A 17,151-nucleotide genomic window follows, 5' to 3' on the forward strand; every position below is an offset into this window, starting at 1 on the left:
ATAGATTTTAAATGAGACAATTCGCTTAATTTATCTGTAGGCAATTTCAGGTTATGTTATAATTTTTTCTATGCAATACACTATTGACTCTATAGGAAGCATAAAAATCTGCCAGCCTGAGGAAGGTTATCGTTTCAGTGTAGATGCTTTGATTCTCGCTCATTTTGTTAATTTAAAAAGGGTCAAAAAAGCTTTGGATATTGGTGCAGGAACCGGAATAATTGGAATTATTCTGGCAAAAAAATATCCAGAAGCTTATGTTACAATGATAGAAATTCAGCCAGATCTTGCGGTGCTTGCTCGTATAAGCTCTAAATTAAACAATGTTGAAGATAGAGTCAGAATACTATGTGCTGATGCAAAAGAATTTAATGATTCCGGTTATGATTGTGTAATTTCAAATCCACCATTCAGAAGACCAGGAACAGGTAAGATGAGTCCTCTGGGAAAAAGGGCTCTGGCAAGGCATGAATTGAGTCTTACGGTTAAAGATATCTCCCAGGTGAGTCAGAGAGCATTAAAACATAGAGGTAGACTTTACATGATTCATCTGCCTGAAAGACTAACTGAAATTATTAAAATAATGGATAATTACTCTCTTGAGGTAAAAAGGGTTCGTTTTGTTCATTCAAAAATAAATGCAGAGGCAAAAATGGTTCTCATAGAAGCAGTCAAAGGAGGTAAGTCGGCTCTTAAAGTAGAACCTCCCCTTTTTATTTACAGGGAAGATGGAAAATATACAGAAGAAATGGAATTAATATACAAACTATGATTTACATCATAAATCCTGCCTGATTTCCTGTGATAGAATTAATAATTAAAAGATTTTGGAAATGGACAGTGGATTTCACGAAAATTTATTGAAGAACAGAAAGTTGCTAATAGCATGTCCCAAGCTTGATGATGCTGGTTTATGTATCGAAAAACTTGCAGAGGTTTTCAGGTTGAATGATATTAAATCCATAACTGTTTTAAGAATGATAGTTCCATGTTGTGGAGGATTAAACTGGATTGTAAAGGAGGCAATAAAAAGAGCTCAGGTAGAAATTCCAATGGAAGAGAAAATAGTGGACATAGAGGGTGTTTTAAGGATTTCCAAATAACTGCATTTTATTGTAAAATTTAGTCTATGCTTTTTTACATACTCAGGCGATTTTTCCTGATGATACCGATTCTCTTTGGTATCACTCTTATATGTTTTGTTGTAATAAATCTTGCACCAGGCTCACCTGCGAGCTTTACTGAAGAACTATCACCAAAGGCATCTCCTGAGGCAATGGAGGCTCTAAAAAAGCTTTACGGACTTGATAAACCACTTCATGAAAGATACCTTAACTGGCTTAAAATGGTTATTACACTGGATCTGGGAAAGAGTTTTGTTGATGGAAGGCCTGTTAAAGAGAAAATTAAAGAAAGACTTCCAATTACTGTCACCCTTAATTTGCTTTCTCTGCTTTTTATTCTTGTGGTCTCTATTCCAATTGGAGTTTTTTCAGCTTTGAAACCAGGAAGCCTCTTTGACAGAGCTCTTACAGTTTTTGTTTTTACAGGCTTTTCTGTTCCAACCTTCTGGATTGCTTTACTTGCTATGATTGTTTTTGGTGTAAATCTTGGTTGGCTTCCCATTTCTGGAATTCAGAGCGTCGGAGCTGAAACAATGCCATTTTATGAAAGACTCCTTGACTGGGCAAAACATCTTATTTTGCCAGTTACAATAATGTCCTTTGCAGGACTTGCTGGAATGTCCAGATATACACGTTCAAGCATGCTTGAAGTGCTGAGACAGGATTTTATAAGGACAGCAAGAGCAAAGGGCTTGCCTGAAAGAGTAGTGTTGATAAGACATGCTTTAAGAAATGCTCTTTTGCCAGTTGTAACGCTTTTAGGACTTGCAATTCCAGGACTTATTGGAGGAAGCGTTATTTTTGAAAGCATTTTTTCCATTCCAGGAATGGGACAGCTTTTTTATTCTTCTGCCATGGCAAGGGATTATCCAACAATAATGGGTATATTGCTGATCGGTGCATTATTGACATTGATTGGCAATCTTCTTGCCGACCTTGCATATTTTGTTATTGATCCAAGAATAAGGGTAAAACGGGATGTTTAAGCTGATACTGAAACGAATTTTAAGAAATAAACTGGCAGTTGGTGGTCTGATATTTATTTTTTTTGTATTTTTTATTGCAATTTTTGCTTCTCATGTTGCCCCATACGATCCATACAAAATTAATGTTTATCATGTTCTTGAACCACCATCAAAGGAGCATCTCTTTGGCACTGATGAGCTTGGACGGGATGTTTTTTCAAGAATAATATACGGTGCAAAAGTCTCTCTTAAAGTAGGATTTCTTGCAATGGGAATTGCTATTTTTACTGGAACAGTGCTCGGTTCAATTGCAGGATATTACGGAGGATGGATTGATACATTGATAATGAGAGTTGTTGATGTAATGCTTGCTTTTCCTACACTTTTTTTAATACTTGCTGTTGTTGCTGTGCTTGAGCCGAGCATTTACATAATTATGGTAGTAATAGGGCTTACAGGATGGATGGATGTGGCAAGACTTGTCCGGGCAGAGGTTTTGTCATTAAAGGAAAGAGAGTTTGTTCTTGCTGCAAGAGCAATTGGTGCAAGCTCTGGCAGAATTATCTTTAAGCATATACTTCCTAATGCAATCTATCCTGTTATTGTAGCTGCCACTTTCTCGGTTGGCGGAGCTATATTAATTGAAAGCGGTTTAAGCTTTCTTGGACTTGGAATCCAGCCGCCTGAGCCAAGCTGGGGAGGAATTTTAAGCATTGGTAAAGACTACATTACTGTTGCATGGTGGATGAGCCTGTTTCCTGGTTTAGCCATATTTTTAACAGTGCTGTCCTTTAATCTTCTTGGTGAAGCATTAAGAGATGCTCTTGATCCGAAGCATTGGACTGAGGATTAAATAGTTTGAACTGATAGGTAAAAATTAAAATATGGTTCTTCTTCTAATTCGTAACAGTCTGATTCAACAAGATGTTTTAAGAAGTTTATATGAGCAGTGTGTCCACCCTTTTCAATTATAAAATGTCCCTGAACTGGATAACCTAATAAAGACAGATCACCGATTGCATCAAGAATTTTATGTCTTACAAATTCATCTTTGAATCTGAGTTTTCCTCCTACAACACCTTTTTCATCAAGAACAAGAGCATTTTCCAATGAACCTCCACGAGCAAAACCGTTTTGAAGAAGATACTGTATGTCCTTTAAAAATCCAAAAGTCCTCGCAGGTGCTATTTCTTTGAGAAAATTTTGTTCATTGATTTCAATGGATAGAGATTGTGCTAAAATTAACGGATGTTCATAAAAAATTTTATAGGTTATCCTGAAGCCTTTGTGTGGTCTGGCAACGATCCGTGAACGTGACTCTTCGTAAATACAAGGCTTTGTTATTTTTAATGTAGGGATTGTTTTACCCTGTTTTGCAATGCCTGTTTTCATAATGAGTTTTACAAAATCCTGAGCACTTCCATCCATCACAGGGATTTCTGAACCATCTATCTCAATTATAAGATTGGTTATTCCAAAAACATAAAGCGTTGCAAGCAGATGCTCAACAGTTCTGACTTTTACTCCATCAATTCCTATTGTTGTTGCAAAAGATGTATCAATAACAAATGGAAGTTTTGCTTTAATTTGCAATCCTTTATCTGTTCTGTAAAAGATTATCCCTGTATCCCTTTGGGCAGGAATAAGCCTTATATTAATTCTTTTGCCAGTGTGTATTCCCACACCGGACAATGCAATTTCTGATTTTATAGTCTTCTGAAAAGGCATCAAGAAATAATATACAAAAAAAATGCCAGAAAAAAATTGCTGAAATTATTAGTTCAACCAGGATATTAATGTGGTAAAAATGAAACATTTATGGAAAAAATAAAACATTTACTTTGCTTGTCCACCAACAACTATCTCAGGAATTCTTACTGTTGGCATTCCATCTGTAACAGGAACTCCCTGAGAGTTTTTTCCACATGTGCCAATGGAAAATCCCAGATCATTGCCAACCATATCAATATTTTTTAGAATCTCCTGTCCAGTGCCAATCAATAATGCACCCCTTACAGGCTCTCCAATTATACCTTTTTCTATAAGATAACCCTCTTGAACTTCAAAAACAAACTCTCCAGTAACAGTGTTAACCTGCCCACCACCCATTTTTTTAACAAACAGCCCTTTATCAACTGAGCGAATTATTTCTTCTGGATAGTGTTTCCCAGGGGCAATAAAAGTATTGCTCATTCTTGGAATTGGATAATGCTCATAAGACTGTCTTCTGCCATTTCCTGTGGATTTTTTTCCTTCTTTTATTGCAGTGTATTTATCATAAAGATAATTAACGAGAACTCCATTTTCAACCAAAACTGTCCTCTGTGAAGGCGTTCCTTCGTCATCAAAAACATAGGACCCCCTCATATTGGGAAGAGTTGGATCGTCAATTACCGTAATTAATTCTGAAGCTATTTTTTGACCGATTCTGCCACTGTAAACTGAAAGTCCTTCCTGAACAAGGTCTGCTTCAAGTCCATGTCCTATTGCTTCATGTATCATTGTTCCACCTGCTTCAGAGGAAATTACAACAGGCATTCTTCCTCCTTGTATGCGTCTTGCCTTGAGCATCATTAAAGCTCTCTTTGTTGTCTTAAGTGAAATCTCTTCAGGTAGAATTTCCTCAAAAAGCTCAATTCCTTTAAATCCTCCTACTGCTTCATATCCTGTTTGAATAACTCCATTTTCATGGGTTACAACATGAATCAGAAAAAGCGTTTGAATTCTTTTTTCTTCCGAAAAAATTCCTTCTGAGCTGGCTATTTTAATTTTCTGAAAAGAATCAGCATATAACACTCTTACCTGTTTGACTTTTGAACTTTCTTTCCATGCCACTTCATTGGCTCTTTTTATAAAATTTATTTTCTGTGATATTTCAACATCTGCTGGATTGATTTTTATAAAAAATTGCATTGGAGGTTCAATTTTTTTCAGATTGATATGGTTACCATTATCCTTGCTTTTTAAAGAGGAGATTAACTCTTCAATACCATTTTTAGTTAAATCATTTGTGTAGGCATAAAAGGTTTTTCCTTCTTTGATTACTCTTACTCCCAGTCCTTTATCAAAAACTGAAGAGCATTTTTGAACTTTATTTTCTTCCATCTGAAGCTGATTTGTTATTTTTTCCTCAAGGAAAATATCAACATACTCTCCTTTTAACTTTCTTAATATGTCACTGAACAAATCCATAAATACCTCCTTAGAGTTTTCTCAAACCCGAGCACCCTCAAGTTGCAAGGAATCTCTTTATTTCTTATAATAGCATATAAAGGTTTGAATTTTGATAAAATGTTGTGGTATTCTTTAATTTATGTCGCAGGATTACAAGAATACTCTTAATTTACCGCAGACAGGATTCCCTATGAAGGCAAATCTTGCTGAAAGGGAGCCTGCAATTTTAAAATTCTGGAAAGAAAATAGGATATACGAGAAACTTCAGGACAAAAACAGGGCTTCTGGTGGAAGATGCTTCATTCTTCATGATGGACCTCCCTATGCTAATGGGCATATTCATATCGGGCATGCGTTAAACAAAATTCTCAAAGACATAATTGTTAAATATCATTCAATGCTCGGGCAGTACTGTCCTTTTGTTCCTGGATGGGATTGTCATGGTCTGCCAATTGAGCTACAGGTAGATAAATCACTGGGAAAAGAAAAAGAAAATATTGATATTTTTAAAAAACGGCAGCTCTGCAGGGCTTACGCTGAGAAATTTATAAATATTCAAAGGGATGAGTTTATCCGTCTTGGAGTTTTTGGTTACTGGGACACCCCTTACATAACTATGTCCAATGACTATGAAGCCACAATTGTAAGAGAGTTTCTTACCTTTTTTAAAAATGGTTATGTTTATCGTGGCAAAAAGCCTGTTTACTGGTGCCCTTCCTGCGTAACAGCACTGGCTGATGCAGAAGTTGAGTATGCTGATAAGGAGTCTCCATCAATATTTGTAGCTTTTGAAGTTATTGATAAAGAGAAGTTGTCAGTTAAAGAATCTCCAGTGTATATAGTAATATGGACAACAACTCCCTGGACTTTACCTGCAAATCTGGCATTAGCTGTTCATCCAGATTTTGATTATGTTGGAGTTAAAAGTTCAAAAGGTGTGCTTATAATAGTTAAAGAAGCAATTAAGAATTTAAAAGACAAAGTTGATGTAGATGAGACACCTCTTTTTGAAATTAAAGGTAGAGATCTTGAAGGAATAAAAGCTAAGCATCCTTTCATAGATAGAGTTTCAAAAGTGGTAGTGGCTGATTTTGTTGAAATAGGCGAAGGCACTGGTGTGGTTCATATAGCACCAGGACATGGAGAGGAAGACTATGAAGTTGGTTTAAAATACGGACTTGACATTTACGCTCCTGTTGATGATAGAGGAAGATTCACAGAGGATGTTCCTTATTTTGCAGGGGAAAATGTTTTTAAAGCAAACAGAGCAATAATAGAGCATATGAAGAAAAATAACTCACTTCTATGGGAAGGCAGTATTAAGCATTCTTATCCCCATTGCTGGCGGTGTAAAAAACCAATTATTTTCAGGGCAACAACTCAGTGGTTTATTTCAATGAGCCATGGCGAACTTCGTAAGAGGGCTCTTGCAGAGATAGACAAAGTCAGATGGATTCCTTCATGGGGTAGAGATAGAATTTATTCTATGGTAGAAAAAAGACCAGATTGGTGTCTTTCCCGCCAGAGAGCATGGGGCGTGCCGATTACATTATTTGTCTGTAAAAAATGCGGATATATAATAAATGATGAAAATTTATTTGACAAAATTTGTAGTCTTGTTGAAATGGAAGGCTCTGATGTATGGTTTAAACTCAACCTTGAAGATTTAATGCCCGGGTATAGCTGTCCAGAATGTGGTTCAAAGGATTTTCAAAAAGAAAAAGACATTCTTGATGTATGGTTTGACTCTGGAGTAAGTCATGCAGCAGTTCTTGAAAGAAATCCTCTGCTAAGCTGGCCAGCTGATATGTATCTTGAAGGAAGTGACCAGCACAGGGGATGGTTTCAGAGTTCATTAATTGCTTCACTTGGGAACAAAGGAAGAGCACCTTATAGAATTGTTCTTACCCATGGATTTACAGTTGATGGGCAGGGAAGAAAGATGTCCAAATCTCTTGGAAATGTAATAGCTCCACAGGAAATTATAAAAAGTAACGGAGCTGATATTGTAAGATTATGGGTTTCTGCAGAAGATTATAGAGATGATATAAAACTTTCCCAGGAAATTCTTTCAAGACTTACAGAGGCTTACAGAAAAATAAGAAACACATTGAGATATCTTCTTGGAAATATCCATGACTACGATGGTAAAGATTATTCAGACTGTCTTCTTGAAATAGACAGATGGGCAATGATGAGGCTTCAAAAACTAATTAAAAAAGTGAGAGCTGCTTATGAAAATTTTGAATTTCATCAAGTTTTTCATGCAGTTCATAATTTCTGTGTTACTGATATGAGTGCCTTTTACCTTGATATTTTAAAGGACAGGCTTTATACATTTAAATCTGACTCATCAGAAAGAAGGGCAGCTCAATGGGTTTTGTATAATATTGCAGAGTCTCTTATTAAATTAATTGCTCCAATTCTTTCATTTACAGCAGAAGAGGCATGGCAACATCTTCCTTTCAGGAAAACAGAAAGTGTATTTTTAGAAAAAATGCCAGAAGTTAAGGAAAATTTCATTGATGAAGAGCTTCAATTGAAATGGGAAAAACTGATTGAGATAAGGGATGAGGTTAATAAAGCTCTTGAGATCGCAAGACAGGAAAAATTTATAGGAAACTCTCTTGAGGCAAAGGTGGTGCTTTCTGTTAATGAAAAATTAAAGAGCTTTTTAGAACCTTACTATTCGTTTTTACCGACTTTATTTATTGTCTCCCAGGTGCAATTAATAGACTCTCAGGATACTGAATTTACCGTTACAATAGAAAAAGCTGAAGGAGCTAAATGTCAGCGCTGCTGGAATTATTCTGCCATGGTTGGAAAGCTTGAAATTCCTGATGTATGTCCAAGATGTTATCATGTCCTTAAAAATTCATAAAGCATTGATTTTGATTTTTCTTGTTGTTTTCTTTGATCAGCTTACAAAGTATCTTGCTATTAAGTTTTTAGCTCCACGGGGAGTAATTAAGCTTTTACCTTTTTTTAATCTTGTTTATGTTGAAAACACAGGCACAGCCTTTGGAATGTTTAAATTTTTAGGTGCAGGATTTTTTATTGTAATCGCTTTATTTGCTATAGTATTTCTTATTTATATGTATTTCAAGGATTCTCAAAACTGGTTGATTTACTCACTTATAATTGCAGGAGCTTCAGGAAATATTCTTGACAGGCTTATTTATGGTTATGTTATAGATTTCATAGACCTTCATCTGAAAAATCTTCATTGGCCAGCTTTTAATGTGGCGGATTCAGCTATAAGCATAGGAATTGTTCTTTTTCTTTACAAGAGCCTGAAAAAATGAGGATTTTTACCTACTCAGAGGAAGAAACAAAAATTCTTGGTAAAATGCTCGGAAGTTTTGCACAGAAACAGGGAATAAAAGTTATAGCTCTTTATGGAGAAATGGGAGCTGGTAAAACTATTTTGACAAAAGGAATTGCTTCATCATTTGGTATAGAGGAAAAAGATATAGCAAGCTCAAGTTTTGTAATAGTTTCTCATTATCCAGAAGCAGACTTCTGTCATATTGACCTTTACAGGCTTGACAATGTAAAAAATGAAGATATTGATTTATGGGAATACTTTGAAGTTTGTACCTGTGTAATAGAGTGGGCTCAGAGACTCAGTGATTTGCCTGAAAATGCTTTAAAGATTAAAATAGATTTAGTTGATGAGACAACAAGAGTTTTTGAGATGGAGATTTAAATGTTTAAAAAACTTTCAATTCTTTACAAGGAAAATGATAATTCAGCCATTGAAACAGCCATTAAAGTTCAGGATTGGCTGAAAAATAGAGGCGCTGAATGCATAGTTTTCCATTCTGTTGGAGTTTTTTCCAGTTTTAATCATTCTGAAATAATGGCAATTCAAAGTTCTGATGCAGTTGTTGTTCTTGGTGGAGATGGAACAATGCTCAGTGCTTCCAGACTTATTGGAGGGAAAAAAATTCCCATAATTGGAATAAACATGGGAAGGCTCGGATTTATAACAGAAATTCCAAAAACTGATTTATTTAATTCCCTGGAGCAGATATTTTCAGGAGATTATGAGATAGAAGAAAGAAGCATGATAAATGCTCAGGTTCTGAGAGATGAACACATAGTCAATGAGTATCTTGGACTTAATGACATTGTAATTGGTAAAGGTATAATGGCAAAGATTTCAGACTTTGGTTTAATCATAAACAATATATATGTTTCCACAATAAAGGCTGATGGAATAATAATTTCTACACCAACAGGTTCAACAGCCTATAATCTCTCAGCAGGAGGTCCTATTCTGTATCCCACATTAAAAGGCTTAGTATTCACAACAATATGCCCCCATACATTGACTGTTAGACCTATTGTTCTACCAGACGATTTTGTAATTGATGTGGTGATTTCTTCGCATGTTAGAGACATATTTTTAACAGTAGATGGACAGATTGGTTTGCCTTTGCAGAAAAATGATAAAGTTAGATGCAGGATAGCTGATGAAAAAACTTATCTTATTGCACCTCCAAGGAGAAATTATTTCAGAGTTTTAAGAGAGAAGCTGAGATGGGGCGAAAGATAGACAATATAGTTGATATCCTGAATTTTTATAAAAATCTTGGCTTTAAAGATCTACCAGGGCAGTTTGTTCAATCTTTGTTGGAGCAGTTTTCTGAAGAAGCATTTCCAGCGAACTATGATGAATCTTCAGAACATGGACAGTTAGCCATTGAGAAATTGAATGACGAAATCAGACAATGTAAAAAATGTCCTTTGAGCAATTCAAGAAAAAATCCTGTATGTGGTGAGGGTTCTATTAATGCAAAACTAATGTTTGTTGGTGAAGCACCAGGAGTTGATGAGGATTTGCAGGGCAGACCTTTTGTTGGTGAGGCAGGTAAACTTTTAACAAGCTTAATAGAAAAAATGGGATTTAACAGAAAAGATGTTTATATAACTAATACTGTAAAATGTCATCCTCCAATGAATAGAGATCCTTTAGAAAGTGAAATTTTAGCGTGTTTTGATTATCTAAAAAGAGAGATAGAAATAGTTTCTCCTCAAGTAATTATGTGTCTTGGCAGAGTGGCAACCTATACATTAATGGGTATGGATGGAAAACTAAAGGATTTGCATATATCTAGAATAAGAGGAAAAGTTTTCTTTTACAATCAAATTCCTGTTATCCCCACATTTCATCCAGCTTATTTACTTAGAAACAGAAAAGATAAATGGCTTACATGGCAGGATGCACAGGAAGCTTTAAGGAGGATTAAATGAAGGTTTTATGGGCACCATGGAGAATTGAATACATACTTGGACAGAAAGAAAAGAGATGCATATTCTGTGACAAACCAAAAGAAGACAGAGACAGAGATAACCTGATTCTTTACAGAGGCAAGCTTTCTTTTATTATTATGAATAAATACCCTTATAACTCAGGACATCTTATGGTTGTGCCATACAGACATGTTCATACTCTTGAAGAACTGAATACAGAGGAACTCACAGAGTGTATGATTCTTACTGTTAAATGTTTGAAATGTCTTAAAAAGGTAATGCATCCTGATGGATTTAATATAGGACTTAATATAGGAGTTGTAGCATCTGCAAGCATTGATGAGCATCTTCACTGGCACATTGTTCCCAGATGGGCAGGAGATGTGGGATTTATGACCATACTTGAGGATGTGCGGGTAGTACCAGAGCATATCCTTGTAACCTATGACAAACTCTATCCATGTTTCAAGGAGGAAGAATAAATGCAGATAGAAGACAAAATCAGAAAAGCCTATGAAGATTCAATCAGGGTTAAGGAGCAATTTTTCAGAGAAAATATAAAGCTGATTAAAGAAGTTGCTGAAATTATTGCAAAAACTCTTAATGAGGGCAGTAAAATTTTAATTTTCGGTAATGGTGGAAGTGCCACAGATGCCTCACACATTGCTGCAGAGTTTGTTAACAGATTTAAAAGAGAAAGGCCAGGACTTCCAGCAATTGCTTTAAATACAGATATGGCTGTGATTACAGCAATAGCTAATGATTATGATTATTCTGAAGTTTTTTCAAAGCAGATTAAAGCATTGGGAACCTCAGGGGATATAGCAATCGGAATAAGCACATCTGGCTCATCAAGGAATGTTATTAAAGCAGTTGAGGTAGCTAAAAAAAGAGGACTTAAGACAATTGCCTTTACAAGCATAAGAGGTGAAAAACTGATTTCAAAAGTTGATTACGCTTTTGCTGTTCCGTCAGAGGATACTCCAAGAATTCAGGAAACTCATATTACTCTTGGTCACATTCTGTGCGAACTTGTGGAAGATATATTATTTGAGCTTCCAGCAACTAAAAAGAAAGTGAAATAATGATAGTCATAGGTATTGACCCTGGCAGCAGACATTTTGGCTATGGAATAGTGGATACTTCAGCGGGGACTGGAGCAATTCAAAATTCAAATTTCAGAATTCAAAGTTCAAACTCCAATGACATAAGATTAATCCATGCTGACACTATAAATATTTCTCACAATGTAAGCCTGCCAGAAAGACTTAAATTTATTTATGAATCTCTGTTAGAGGTAATTGAAAAATACAGTCCCTATGAGATGGCTGTAGAGAAAATATTTGCAGGTAAAAAAATTCCTTCTTCCTTTGTTCTTGGATATACTCGGGCGATAGCTTTTTTAGTTGCAGCTCAAAAGCAAATTTCTGTTTATGAATATAGCTCTACTGAGATAAAAAAAGCTCTTACAGGATATGGAAGAGCTCACAAGGCTCAGGTCAAAAGCATGGTACATAATTTTTTAAGCATTGATAAAAAAATTTCCTATGACTGTGCTGATGCTCTGGCTGTAGCAATATGCCATATTCATTCAAGGAAGCTTTTAAAAGTGTTAAAATAAATAAATGCTTGACTTTATAAAAGGTAAAGCTGTTACAGTTAAACCTGACAGAGTTGTTATTCAAACAGGCGGTCTTGGTTATTCAGTAAAAATACCAGTTAGAATTGCCAGATACATTAATACAGGCGAGGAAATTCAGATTTACACTTCTTTGATTTTAAAGGAAGAACTTGTAGAGATTTATGGATTTTTAGATAGCTCTGAAAGGGATCTGTTTCAGGAATTGATAAAAATTTCTGGTATTGGTCCAAAAATGGCAATAAACATTCTTTCAACCTATGATAAAGAAACTCTTTATAAAACCATTGAGCAGCAAGACATAAAATCACTGAGTAAGATTCCAGGAATTGGTAAAAAAACTGCTCAGCGAATTTTTCTTGAATTGAAAGGAGTGCTGCCTTCTTTAACATATGAAAAAGATCAGAAATATGAAGATGTTTTATCAGCTCTGGTAAATCTTGGATATAAAAGATTGCAGGCAAAGGAAGTTCTTGATAAAATTTATGATAATGAAAAAGACGAAGCAACAATAATCAGAGAGTCCTTGAGCATCTTAGCAGGGAAAGATGGAAAATAATGAAATTTTAGATATAACACTCAGACCAAGAACATTAAAGGAATTCATAGGTCAGAAAAAAATCAAAGACAATATAGAAGTTTTTATTAAAGCAGCTCTTATAAGGCAGGAACCTCTTGATCATGTTCTTTTCTGCGGTCCTCCTGGACTTGGAAAAACAACTCTTGCAACAGTGATAGCAAATGAACTGGGTGTTAACATTAAAAGCACATCCGGTCCTGTTCTTGAAAGAGCAGGGGATGTGGCTGCAATTCTTACAAATCTGTCTGATAGAGACATTTTATTTATTGATGAAATTCACAGGCTTCCAAGAGTTGTTGAGGAAATACTTTATCCTGCAATGGAAGACTTCACCCTTGATATAATTATTGGGCAGGGACCTTCTGCTCGTTCAATAAAGATAAATCTTCCAAGATTTACACTTATTGGAGCTACAACAAGAACAGGCTTGATTACATCTCCTTTGAGAGACAGATTTGGTGTTGTATTCAGGCTTGAGTTTTATAATCCTGAGGAGCTTAAAGAGATTGTACAAAGATCAGCAAAAATTTTGGGAATTTCCATAAATGAAGATGCTGCAATGGAGATTGCAAGAAGGTCTCGTGGAACTCCAAGAGTGGCAAACAGACTGCTTAAAAGAATAAGAGATTTTGCGCAGGTTCAGGATAAAGAAATAATAGATTTAGATATAGCAAAACAGGCTCTTACAGCAATGGATGTTGATAATTACGGACTTGACGAGATGGATAGAAAAATTTTGTTGACGATAATTGAAAAATTTAATGGTGGTCCAGCAGGAATTGAGTCAATTGCAGCTTCTTTAAGAGAAGACAAGGATACAATTGAAGATGTTTATGAACCCTATCTAATGCAGGAAGGATTCATTGAGAGAACAGCAAGGGGGAGGGTGGCTACCCGACTTGCTTATGAGGTTTTAAAAAGAAAGGTTCCTGAGAGGTTGTTTTGATGAAAATACTGCTTCATACATGTTGCAGCAATTGTGCTATTTATCCTTTGGAGGTTCTTACAAATAAAGGATTTGATGTAATTTTATTCTGGTATAACCCAAATATCCATCCCTATACTGAATACAGAGCAAGAATTGATTCTTTAAAAAAGCTTGAACAGCTCTGGAGCCTTAAAGTTATTTATGATGACAATTACAGAGAATTTTACAAGTTCTTAAGAGCTGTGGTAGGGAAAGAAAAAGAAAGATGTGAAATATGTTATAAAATGAGACTTGAAAGGACAGCTGAAAAAGCTAAAGAACTTGGAATTGAAAACTTTACAACCACTTTGCTGGTAAGTCCATATCAAAAATTTGATAAAATAATAGAGATTGGAATTGAGATAGGCAAAGACAACACTGTTAATTTTATTTCTGAGGACTTTACAGAAGGATTCAGAAAAGCGATGAAAACAGCAGCAGAGCTTGAACTTTACAGGCAAAAATATTGTGGGTGCATATATTCAGAGGCTGAGAGATATTTAAAAAGGATAGATTATGAATGAGATTGGAAAGTTTTTAATTCTTGTTGGAATAATAACAGTGGTAATAGGTTTAATTCTGATGCTGGCTGGGAAAATTCCTTTCATTGGAAGACTTCCAGGTGATATTGTAATTGAGAAAAGAAACTTTGTGTTTTACTTTCCCTTAGGCACATCAATACTTTTAAGCATTATCCTCAGTTTAATATTTTACCTTTTAAGCAAAAGATGACCATGAAGAGAGTAATTTTATCAATTCTGATTACATTGTTCTTTACTGTTCAGGTCTATGGAATGGATAAAAACGAGAATTCTTTTATAAGAGTTCTTATAGGAGATAGAAGACCTGCTTTGAATGATTTAAAAAAAATGAAGAAAGTTTCAGCAAAAACAATTATAGATGGTTCAACCTATTCTGGAGAAATTGAGATATGGAAAGGGTCTGAAGGATATTTTTTGATAAATGTTGTTCAGCTTGAAGACTATGTAAAAGGAGTGGTGGCATCAGAAGTTGGAATTGACTGGCCAGAGGAAGCTTTAAAAGCACAGGCTGTTTTGGCAAGAACCTATGCGGTGGCGCACATTATCAGAAACAGAACTAAAAATTTTTACGATGTTACATCTTCAGTGTTTCATCAGGTTTACAGAGAAGATGAAGAAAAAGAAGAAGTGAAAAAAGCTGTTAATGATACAAAAGGTCAAATACTTACCTATCAGGGCGAACCTGTAATGGCTTTTTATCATGCATGCAGTGTAGGACAAACTGAAGATCCTCAAGAGGTTTTTGGAAGACAGTATCCTTATTTGAAGCCTGTAAAAGTTCCTTCAACCCCTTCACCTTATACCTTTTGGGAAAAAAAGATTTCTTTCAATACTCTTAAAAGTGTTTTATCAATGGGTAAAATATCTGATGTTAAAATATTGAATTATACATCTACTGGAAGGGTAAAAGAGATTGAATTCAGTGATGGAAAAAATAAGAAATTAATAAAAGCCACTGAATTAAGAAGACTTCTTCACTGGACAGCTCTTCCAAGCACAATGATTAAGTCTATTAGAGTTGAAGAGGATGGAGTTGTTTTTGAAGGAAGCGGATATGGTCATGGAGTAGGGATGTGTCAGTGGTGTGCTTTTCAGATGGCACAAGAAGGAAAAAATTATAAAGAAATACTTCAGTATTTCTATCCCGGGACAGAAATAATAACAATCAATGAAAATAACTGAACTCGATTATTCTTTACCAGTAGATCTAATTGCCCAGTATCCTTTGCCAGAAAGAGATAAAGCTCGTTTAATGGTTTTACACAAACAAACAGGACAGATAGAGCATAAAATTTTTTCTGAAATCGTAGAATATTTTTCCAGAGGTGATATGCTTATCATCAATAATACAAAGGTAATTCCTGCAAGAGTTATCGGGAAAAAACCAACAGGAGGCAAAATAGAAATTCTTCTTGTTAAGCAAAAAAAAGTTTCCCATGATTGTGTAATCTGGGAAGTAATGACAAAGTCAGGATATGAAGGTGAGGTTCTTATTGATGAAGTTAAAGCCGAAATCAAAACTAATTGTGATGGAAAACAGATTGTTTTCAGGATGAGTCCTCAGGATGTAAAAAAACTTATAGATAAAAAGGGTTTTATGCCTTTACCTCCCTACATTAAAAGAAAACCTGAGGATTCTGACAGACATTACTATCAAACAGTTTTTGCAAAGGCGAATGGTTCTATCGCAGCACCTACAGCAGGGCTTCACTTTACAGAGGAACTTCTTAAACACATTGAAAATAAAGGTGTTAAACTGAGAGAGATAACTCTTCATGTGGGAGTTGGAACTTTTAAACCAATTAAAGTGGAAAACTTAAAGGAACATACAATGGATGCTGAATATTTTGAAATACAAAGAGCTCTTGTAGAAGAAGTAAATTTAGTTAAAAAGGAGGGAAAAAAAATTTTTGCAGTAGGCACTACAACAACAAGAGCCCTGGAAGGTTATGCTTCTGGAAAATACGAAGATATGGGCTCTGATGAGCATAAAATAAAAGGTAGCACAGATATTTTTATTTATCCAGGGTATAATTTTAAAATTGTGGATGCTTTAATTACAAACTTTCATTTGCCAAAATCAACTCCTCTTGCTCTTGTTTATGCGTTTTGTGATATTGATAAGGTTAAAAAAGCCTATAAAGAAGCCATAGAAAAGGGGTATAGATTTTTTTCCTATGGTGATGCTATGTTAATCATATGAAACAAAAAAGTGAGGAACTTTTAGTGATAAATAAAAAGATATTTTTCTTGATATTATTTGGAATTGCTGTGCTTGGAATTATTGTTGGGTATGTTATTGGATATATTACAACTCCAGTAAAGGAAATTTATGTTAGCAAGGCGGACAATTCTGAAAAAACTGTGTTATCAACCACTGTAGGAACAGCCTTTGCAAAAAAACAGGAAGACTCTACTGCAAAGACTGAAGTCAAGCAGGAACAACAAGTCCAGCAAACTAATGAAAAAGATAAATTAAAACCAGAGATTGAAATAGCACAAAATACTGTGCAGACTAAACAGGTTGAGACAAAGAGTCAAACTTCAGAACAAAAGGTTAAAAAGCAGGATTTTGAAAAACCTGTAAAGTCAATTAAATATAAAACTCATAAACAAATTTTTTATACAATTCAGGTTGGCGCTTTTTCAGATATAGTAAATGTTCAAGAATTACAGAAAAGACTTAAAGAAAGAGGGTATGAAAGCTTTCTTGTAAAAGAGGATTTGTATAAAGTGAGAATAGGTAAATACAAAAAATTTTCTCAAGCAAAAAAACTCTCCCAGGAATTGCATTCTAAGGGATTTGAAAATTTTATACTTAAAATACCTTATAAAGGAGGCAAGCCATAGCACGCATATTAGAGCTTGATGAAGAAAGAGAATATCCCTTCATTCATGGAG

Annotated in this window: 21 protein-coding genes; 19 read left to right on the forward strand and 2 right to left on the reverse strand. The window is 35.1% G+C overall.

The window, feature by feature from the left end; genetic code table 11:
* Positions 1-70 precede the first annotated feature (70 nt).
* The 4 genes from ACP5O9_RS05625 to opp4C all read left to right on the forward strand — a co-directional run bounded on the left by ACP5O9_RS05625 (position 71) and on the right by opp4C (position 2,942).
* A complete protein-coding gene (locus ACP5O9_RS05625) occupies positions 71-772 on the forward strand; it encodes a tRNA1(Val) (adenine(37)-N6)-methyltransferase (protein WP_353686920.1) in 702 nt (233 codons plus the stop codon).
* Positions 773-833: 61 nt separating this feature from the next.
* Positions 834-1,103 carry a hypothetical protein gene (locus ACP5O9_RS05630; protein WP_428723603.1) on the forward strand — a complete coding sequence of 90 codons (270 nt, stop codon included), beginning with the start codon at positions 834-836 and terminating at the stop codon, positions 1,101-1,103.
* A 26-nt stretch (positions 1,104-1,129) separates the two neighbouring features.
* Entirely contained in the window at positions 1,130-2,110 is a 981-nt protein-coding gene (locus ACP5O9_RS05635) for an ABC transporter permease (RefSeq protein ID WP_428723604.1), read from the forward strand.
* Complete coding sequence (opp4C, locus tag ACP5O9_RS05640; RefSeq protein WP_428723605.1) at positions 2,103-2,942, forward strand: oligopeptide ABC transporter permease; 840 nt, start codon at positions 2,103-2,105, stop codon at positions 2,940-2,942. Before ACP5O9_RS05635 ends, opp4C begins: the two co-directional genes overlap by 8 nt.
* Here opp4C and lpxC read toward each other — a convergent pair.
* Together lpxC and ACP5O9_RS05650 are read right to left on the reverse strand one after the other, a co-directional pair.
* A complete protein-coding gene (lpxC, locus tag ACP5O9_RS05645; protein WP_353686924.1) occupies positions 2,939-3,817 on the reverse strand; it encodes a UDP-3-O-acyl-N-acetylglucosamine deacetylase in 879 nt (292 codons plus the stop codon). The two genes, opp4C and lpxC, sit on opposite strands and share 4 nt — an antisense overlap.
* A 108-nt stretch (positions 3,818-3,925) precedes the next feature.
* Positions 3,926-5,281 (reverse strand): TldD/PmbA family protein, encoded by a 1,356-nt coding sequence (locus ACP5O9_RS05650; RefSeq protein WP_428723606.1) that lies wholly within the window; start codon positions 5,279-5,281, stop codon positions 3,926-3,928.
* A 121-nt stretch (positions 5,282-5,402) separates the two neighbouring features.
* Between ACP5O9_RS05650 and ileS the strand changes: the two genes are divergently transcribed.
* From ileS to ACP5O9_RS05725, 15 genes are read left to right on the forward strand one after another with little or no spacing between them, the layout of a single operon-like run.
* Entirely contained in the window at positions 5,403-8,144 is a 2,742-nt protein-coding gene (ileS, locus tag ACP5O9_RS05655; RefSeq protein WP_353686926.1) for an isoleucine--tRNA ligase, read from the forward strand.
* On the forward strand, positions 8,125-8,568 hold the full coding sequence (gene lspA, locus ACP5O9_RS05660) for a signal peptidase II (RefSeq protein ID WP_353686927.1): 444 nt from the start codon (positions 8,125-8,127) through the stop codon (positions 8,566-8,568). Before ileS ends, lspA begins: the two co-directional genes overlap by 20 nt.
* Positions 8,565-8,972: a tRNA (adenosine(37)-N6)-threonylcarbamoyltransferase complex ATPase subunit type 1 TsaE gene (gene tsaE, locus ACP5O9_RS05665; protein ID WP_353684973.1), complete on the forward strand. Its 408-nt coding sequence runs from the start codon at positions 8,565-8,567 to the stop codon at positions 8,970-8,972. The genes lspA and tsaE overlap by 4 nt, the downstream gene beginning before the upstream one ends.
* Positions 8,973-9,824, forward strand: coding sequence for an NAD(+)/NADH kinase (locus tag ACP5O9_RS05670; RefSeq protein ID WP_353686928.1), 852 nt, complete (start codon positions 8,973-8,975; stop codon positions 9,822-9,824).
* On the forward strand, positions 9,809-10,522 hold the full coding sequence (locus ACP5O9_RS05675; protein ID WP_424904734.1) for a uracil-DNA glycosylase: 714 nt from the start codon (positions 9,809-9,811) through the stop codon (positions 10,520-10,522). Before ACP5O9_RS05670 ends, ACP5O9_RS05675 begins: the two co-directional genes overlap by 16 nt.
* The gene (locus ACP5O9_RS05680) at positions 10,519-11,004 is read left to right on the forward strand and encodes an HIT family protein (protein ID WP_424904735.1); all 486 of its coding nucleotides are present in this window, start codon (positions 10,519-10,521) and stop codon (positions 11,002-11,004) included. The genes ACP5O9_RS05675 and ACP5O9_RS05680 overlap by 4 nt, the downstream gene beginning before the upstream one ends.
* Positions 11,005-11,607, forward strand: a complete 603-nt coding sequence (locus tag ACP5O9_RS05685) for a D-sedoheptulose-7-phosphate isomerase (RefSeq protein ID WP_353686931.1) — start codon at positions 11,005-11,007, stop codon at positions 11,605-11,607.
* Positions 11,607-12,143, forward strand: a complete 537-nt coding sequence (gene ruvC, locus ACP5O9_RS05690; RefSeq protein WP_353686932.1) for a crossover junction endodeoxyribonuclease RuvC — start codon at positions 11,607-11,609, stop codon at positions 12,141-12,143. Before ACP5O9_RS05685 ends, ruvC begins: the two co-directional genes overlap by 1 nt.
* A 4-nt stretch (positions 12,144-12,147) precedes the next feature.
* On the forward strand, positions 12,148-12,720 hold the full coding sequence (gene ruvA, locus ACP5O9_RS05695; RefSeq protein WP_353686933.1) for a Holliday junction branch migration protein RuvA: 573 nt from the start codon (positions 12,148-12,150) through the stop codon (positions 12,718-12,720).
* The gene (ruvB, locus tag ACP5O9_RS05700; RefSeq protein WP_353686934.1) at positions 12,710-13,687 is read left to right on the forward strand and encodes a Holliday junction branch migration DNA helicase RuvB; all 978 of its coding nucleotides are present in this window, start codon (positions 12,710-12,712) and stop codon (positions 13,685-13,687) included. The genes ruvA and ruvB overlap by 11 nt, the downstream gene beginning before the upstream one ends.
* Positions 13,687-14,232 (forward strand): epoxyqueuosine reductase QueH, encoded by a 546-nt coding sequence (locus tag ACP5O9_RS05705; RefSeq protein ID WP_428723607.1) that lies wholly within the window; start codon positions 13,687-13,689, stop codon positions 14,230-14,232. The genes ruvB and ACP5O9_RS05705 overlap by 1 nt, the downstream gene beginning before the upstream one ends.
* Entirely contained in the window at positions 14,225-14,440 is a 216-nt protein-coding gene (locus ACP5O9_RS05710; protein ID WP_353686936.1) for a DUF2905 domain-containing protein, read from the forward strand. The genes ACP5O9_RS05705 and ACP5O9_RS05710 overlap by 8 nt, the downstream gene beginning before the upstream one ends.
* 2 nt (positions 14,441-14,442) lie before the next feature.
* Complete coding sequence (locus ACP5O9_RS05715; RefSeq protein ID WP_428723608.1) at positions 14,443-15,432, forward strand: SpoIID/LytB domain-containing protein; 990 nt, start codon at positions 14,443-14,445, stop codon at positions 15,430-15,432.
* Positions 15,419-16,453 (forward strand): tRNA preQ1(34) S-adenosylmethionine ribosyltransferase-isomerase QueA, encoded by a 1,035-nt coding sequence (gene queA, locus ACP5O9_RS05720; protein ID WP_428723609.1) that lies wholly within the window; start codon positions 15,419-15,421, stop codon positions 16,451-16,453. Before ACP5O9_RS05715 ends, queA begins: the two co-directional genes overlap by 14 nt.
* Positions 16,450-17,100, forward strand: coding sequence for an SPOR domain-containing protein (locus tag ACP5O9_RS05725; protein ID WP_428723610.1), 651 nt, complete (start codon positions 16,450-16,452; stop codon positions 17,098-17,100). Before queA ends, ACP5O9_RS05725 begins: the two co-directional genes overlap by 4 nt.
* Positions 17,101-17,151: the final 51 nt, after the last annotated feature.

This window comes from Thermodesulfovibrio sp. (genome assembly GCF_049969575.1).
GTDB classification, from domain to species: domain Bacteria; phylum Nitrospirota; class Thermodesulfovibrionia; order Thermodesulfovibrionales; family Thermodesulfovibrionaceae; genus Thermodesulfovibrio; species Thermodesulfovibrio obliviosus.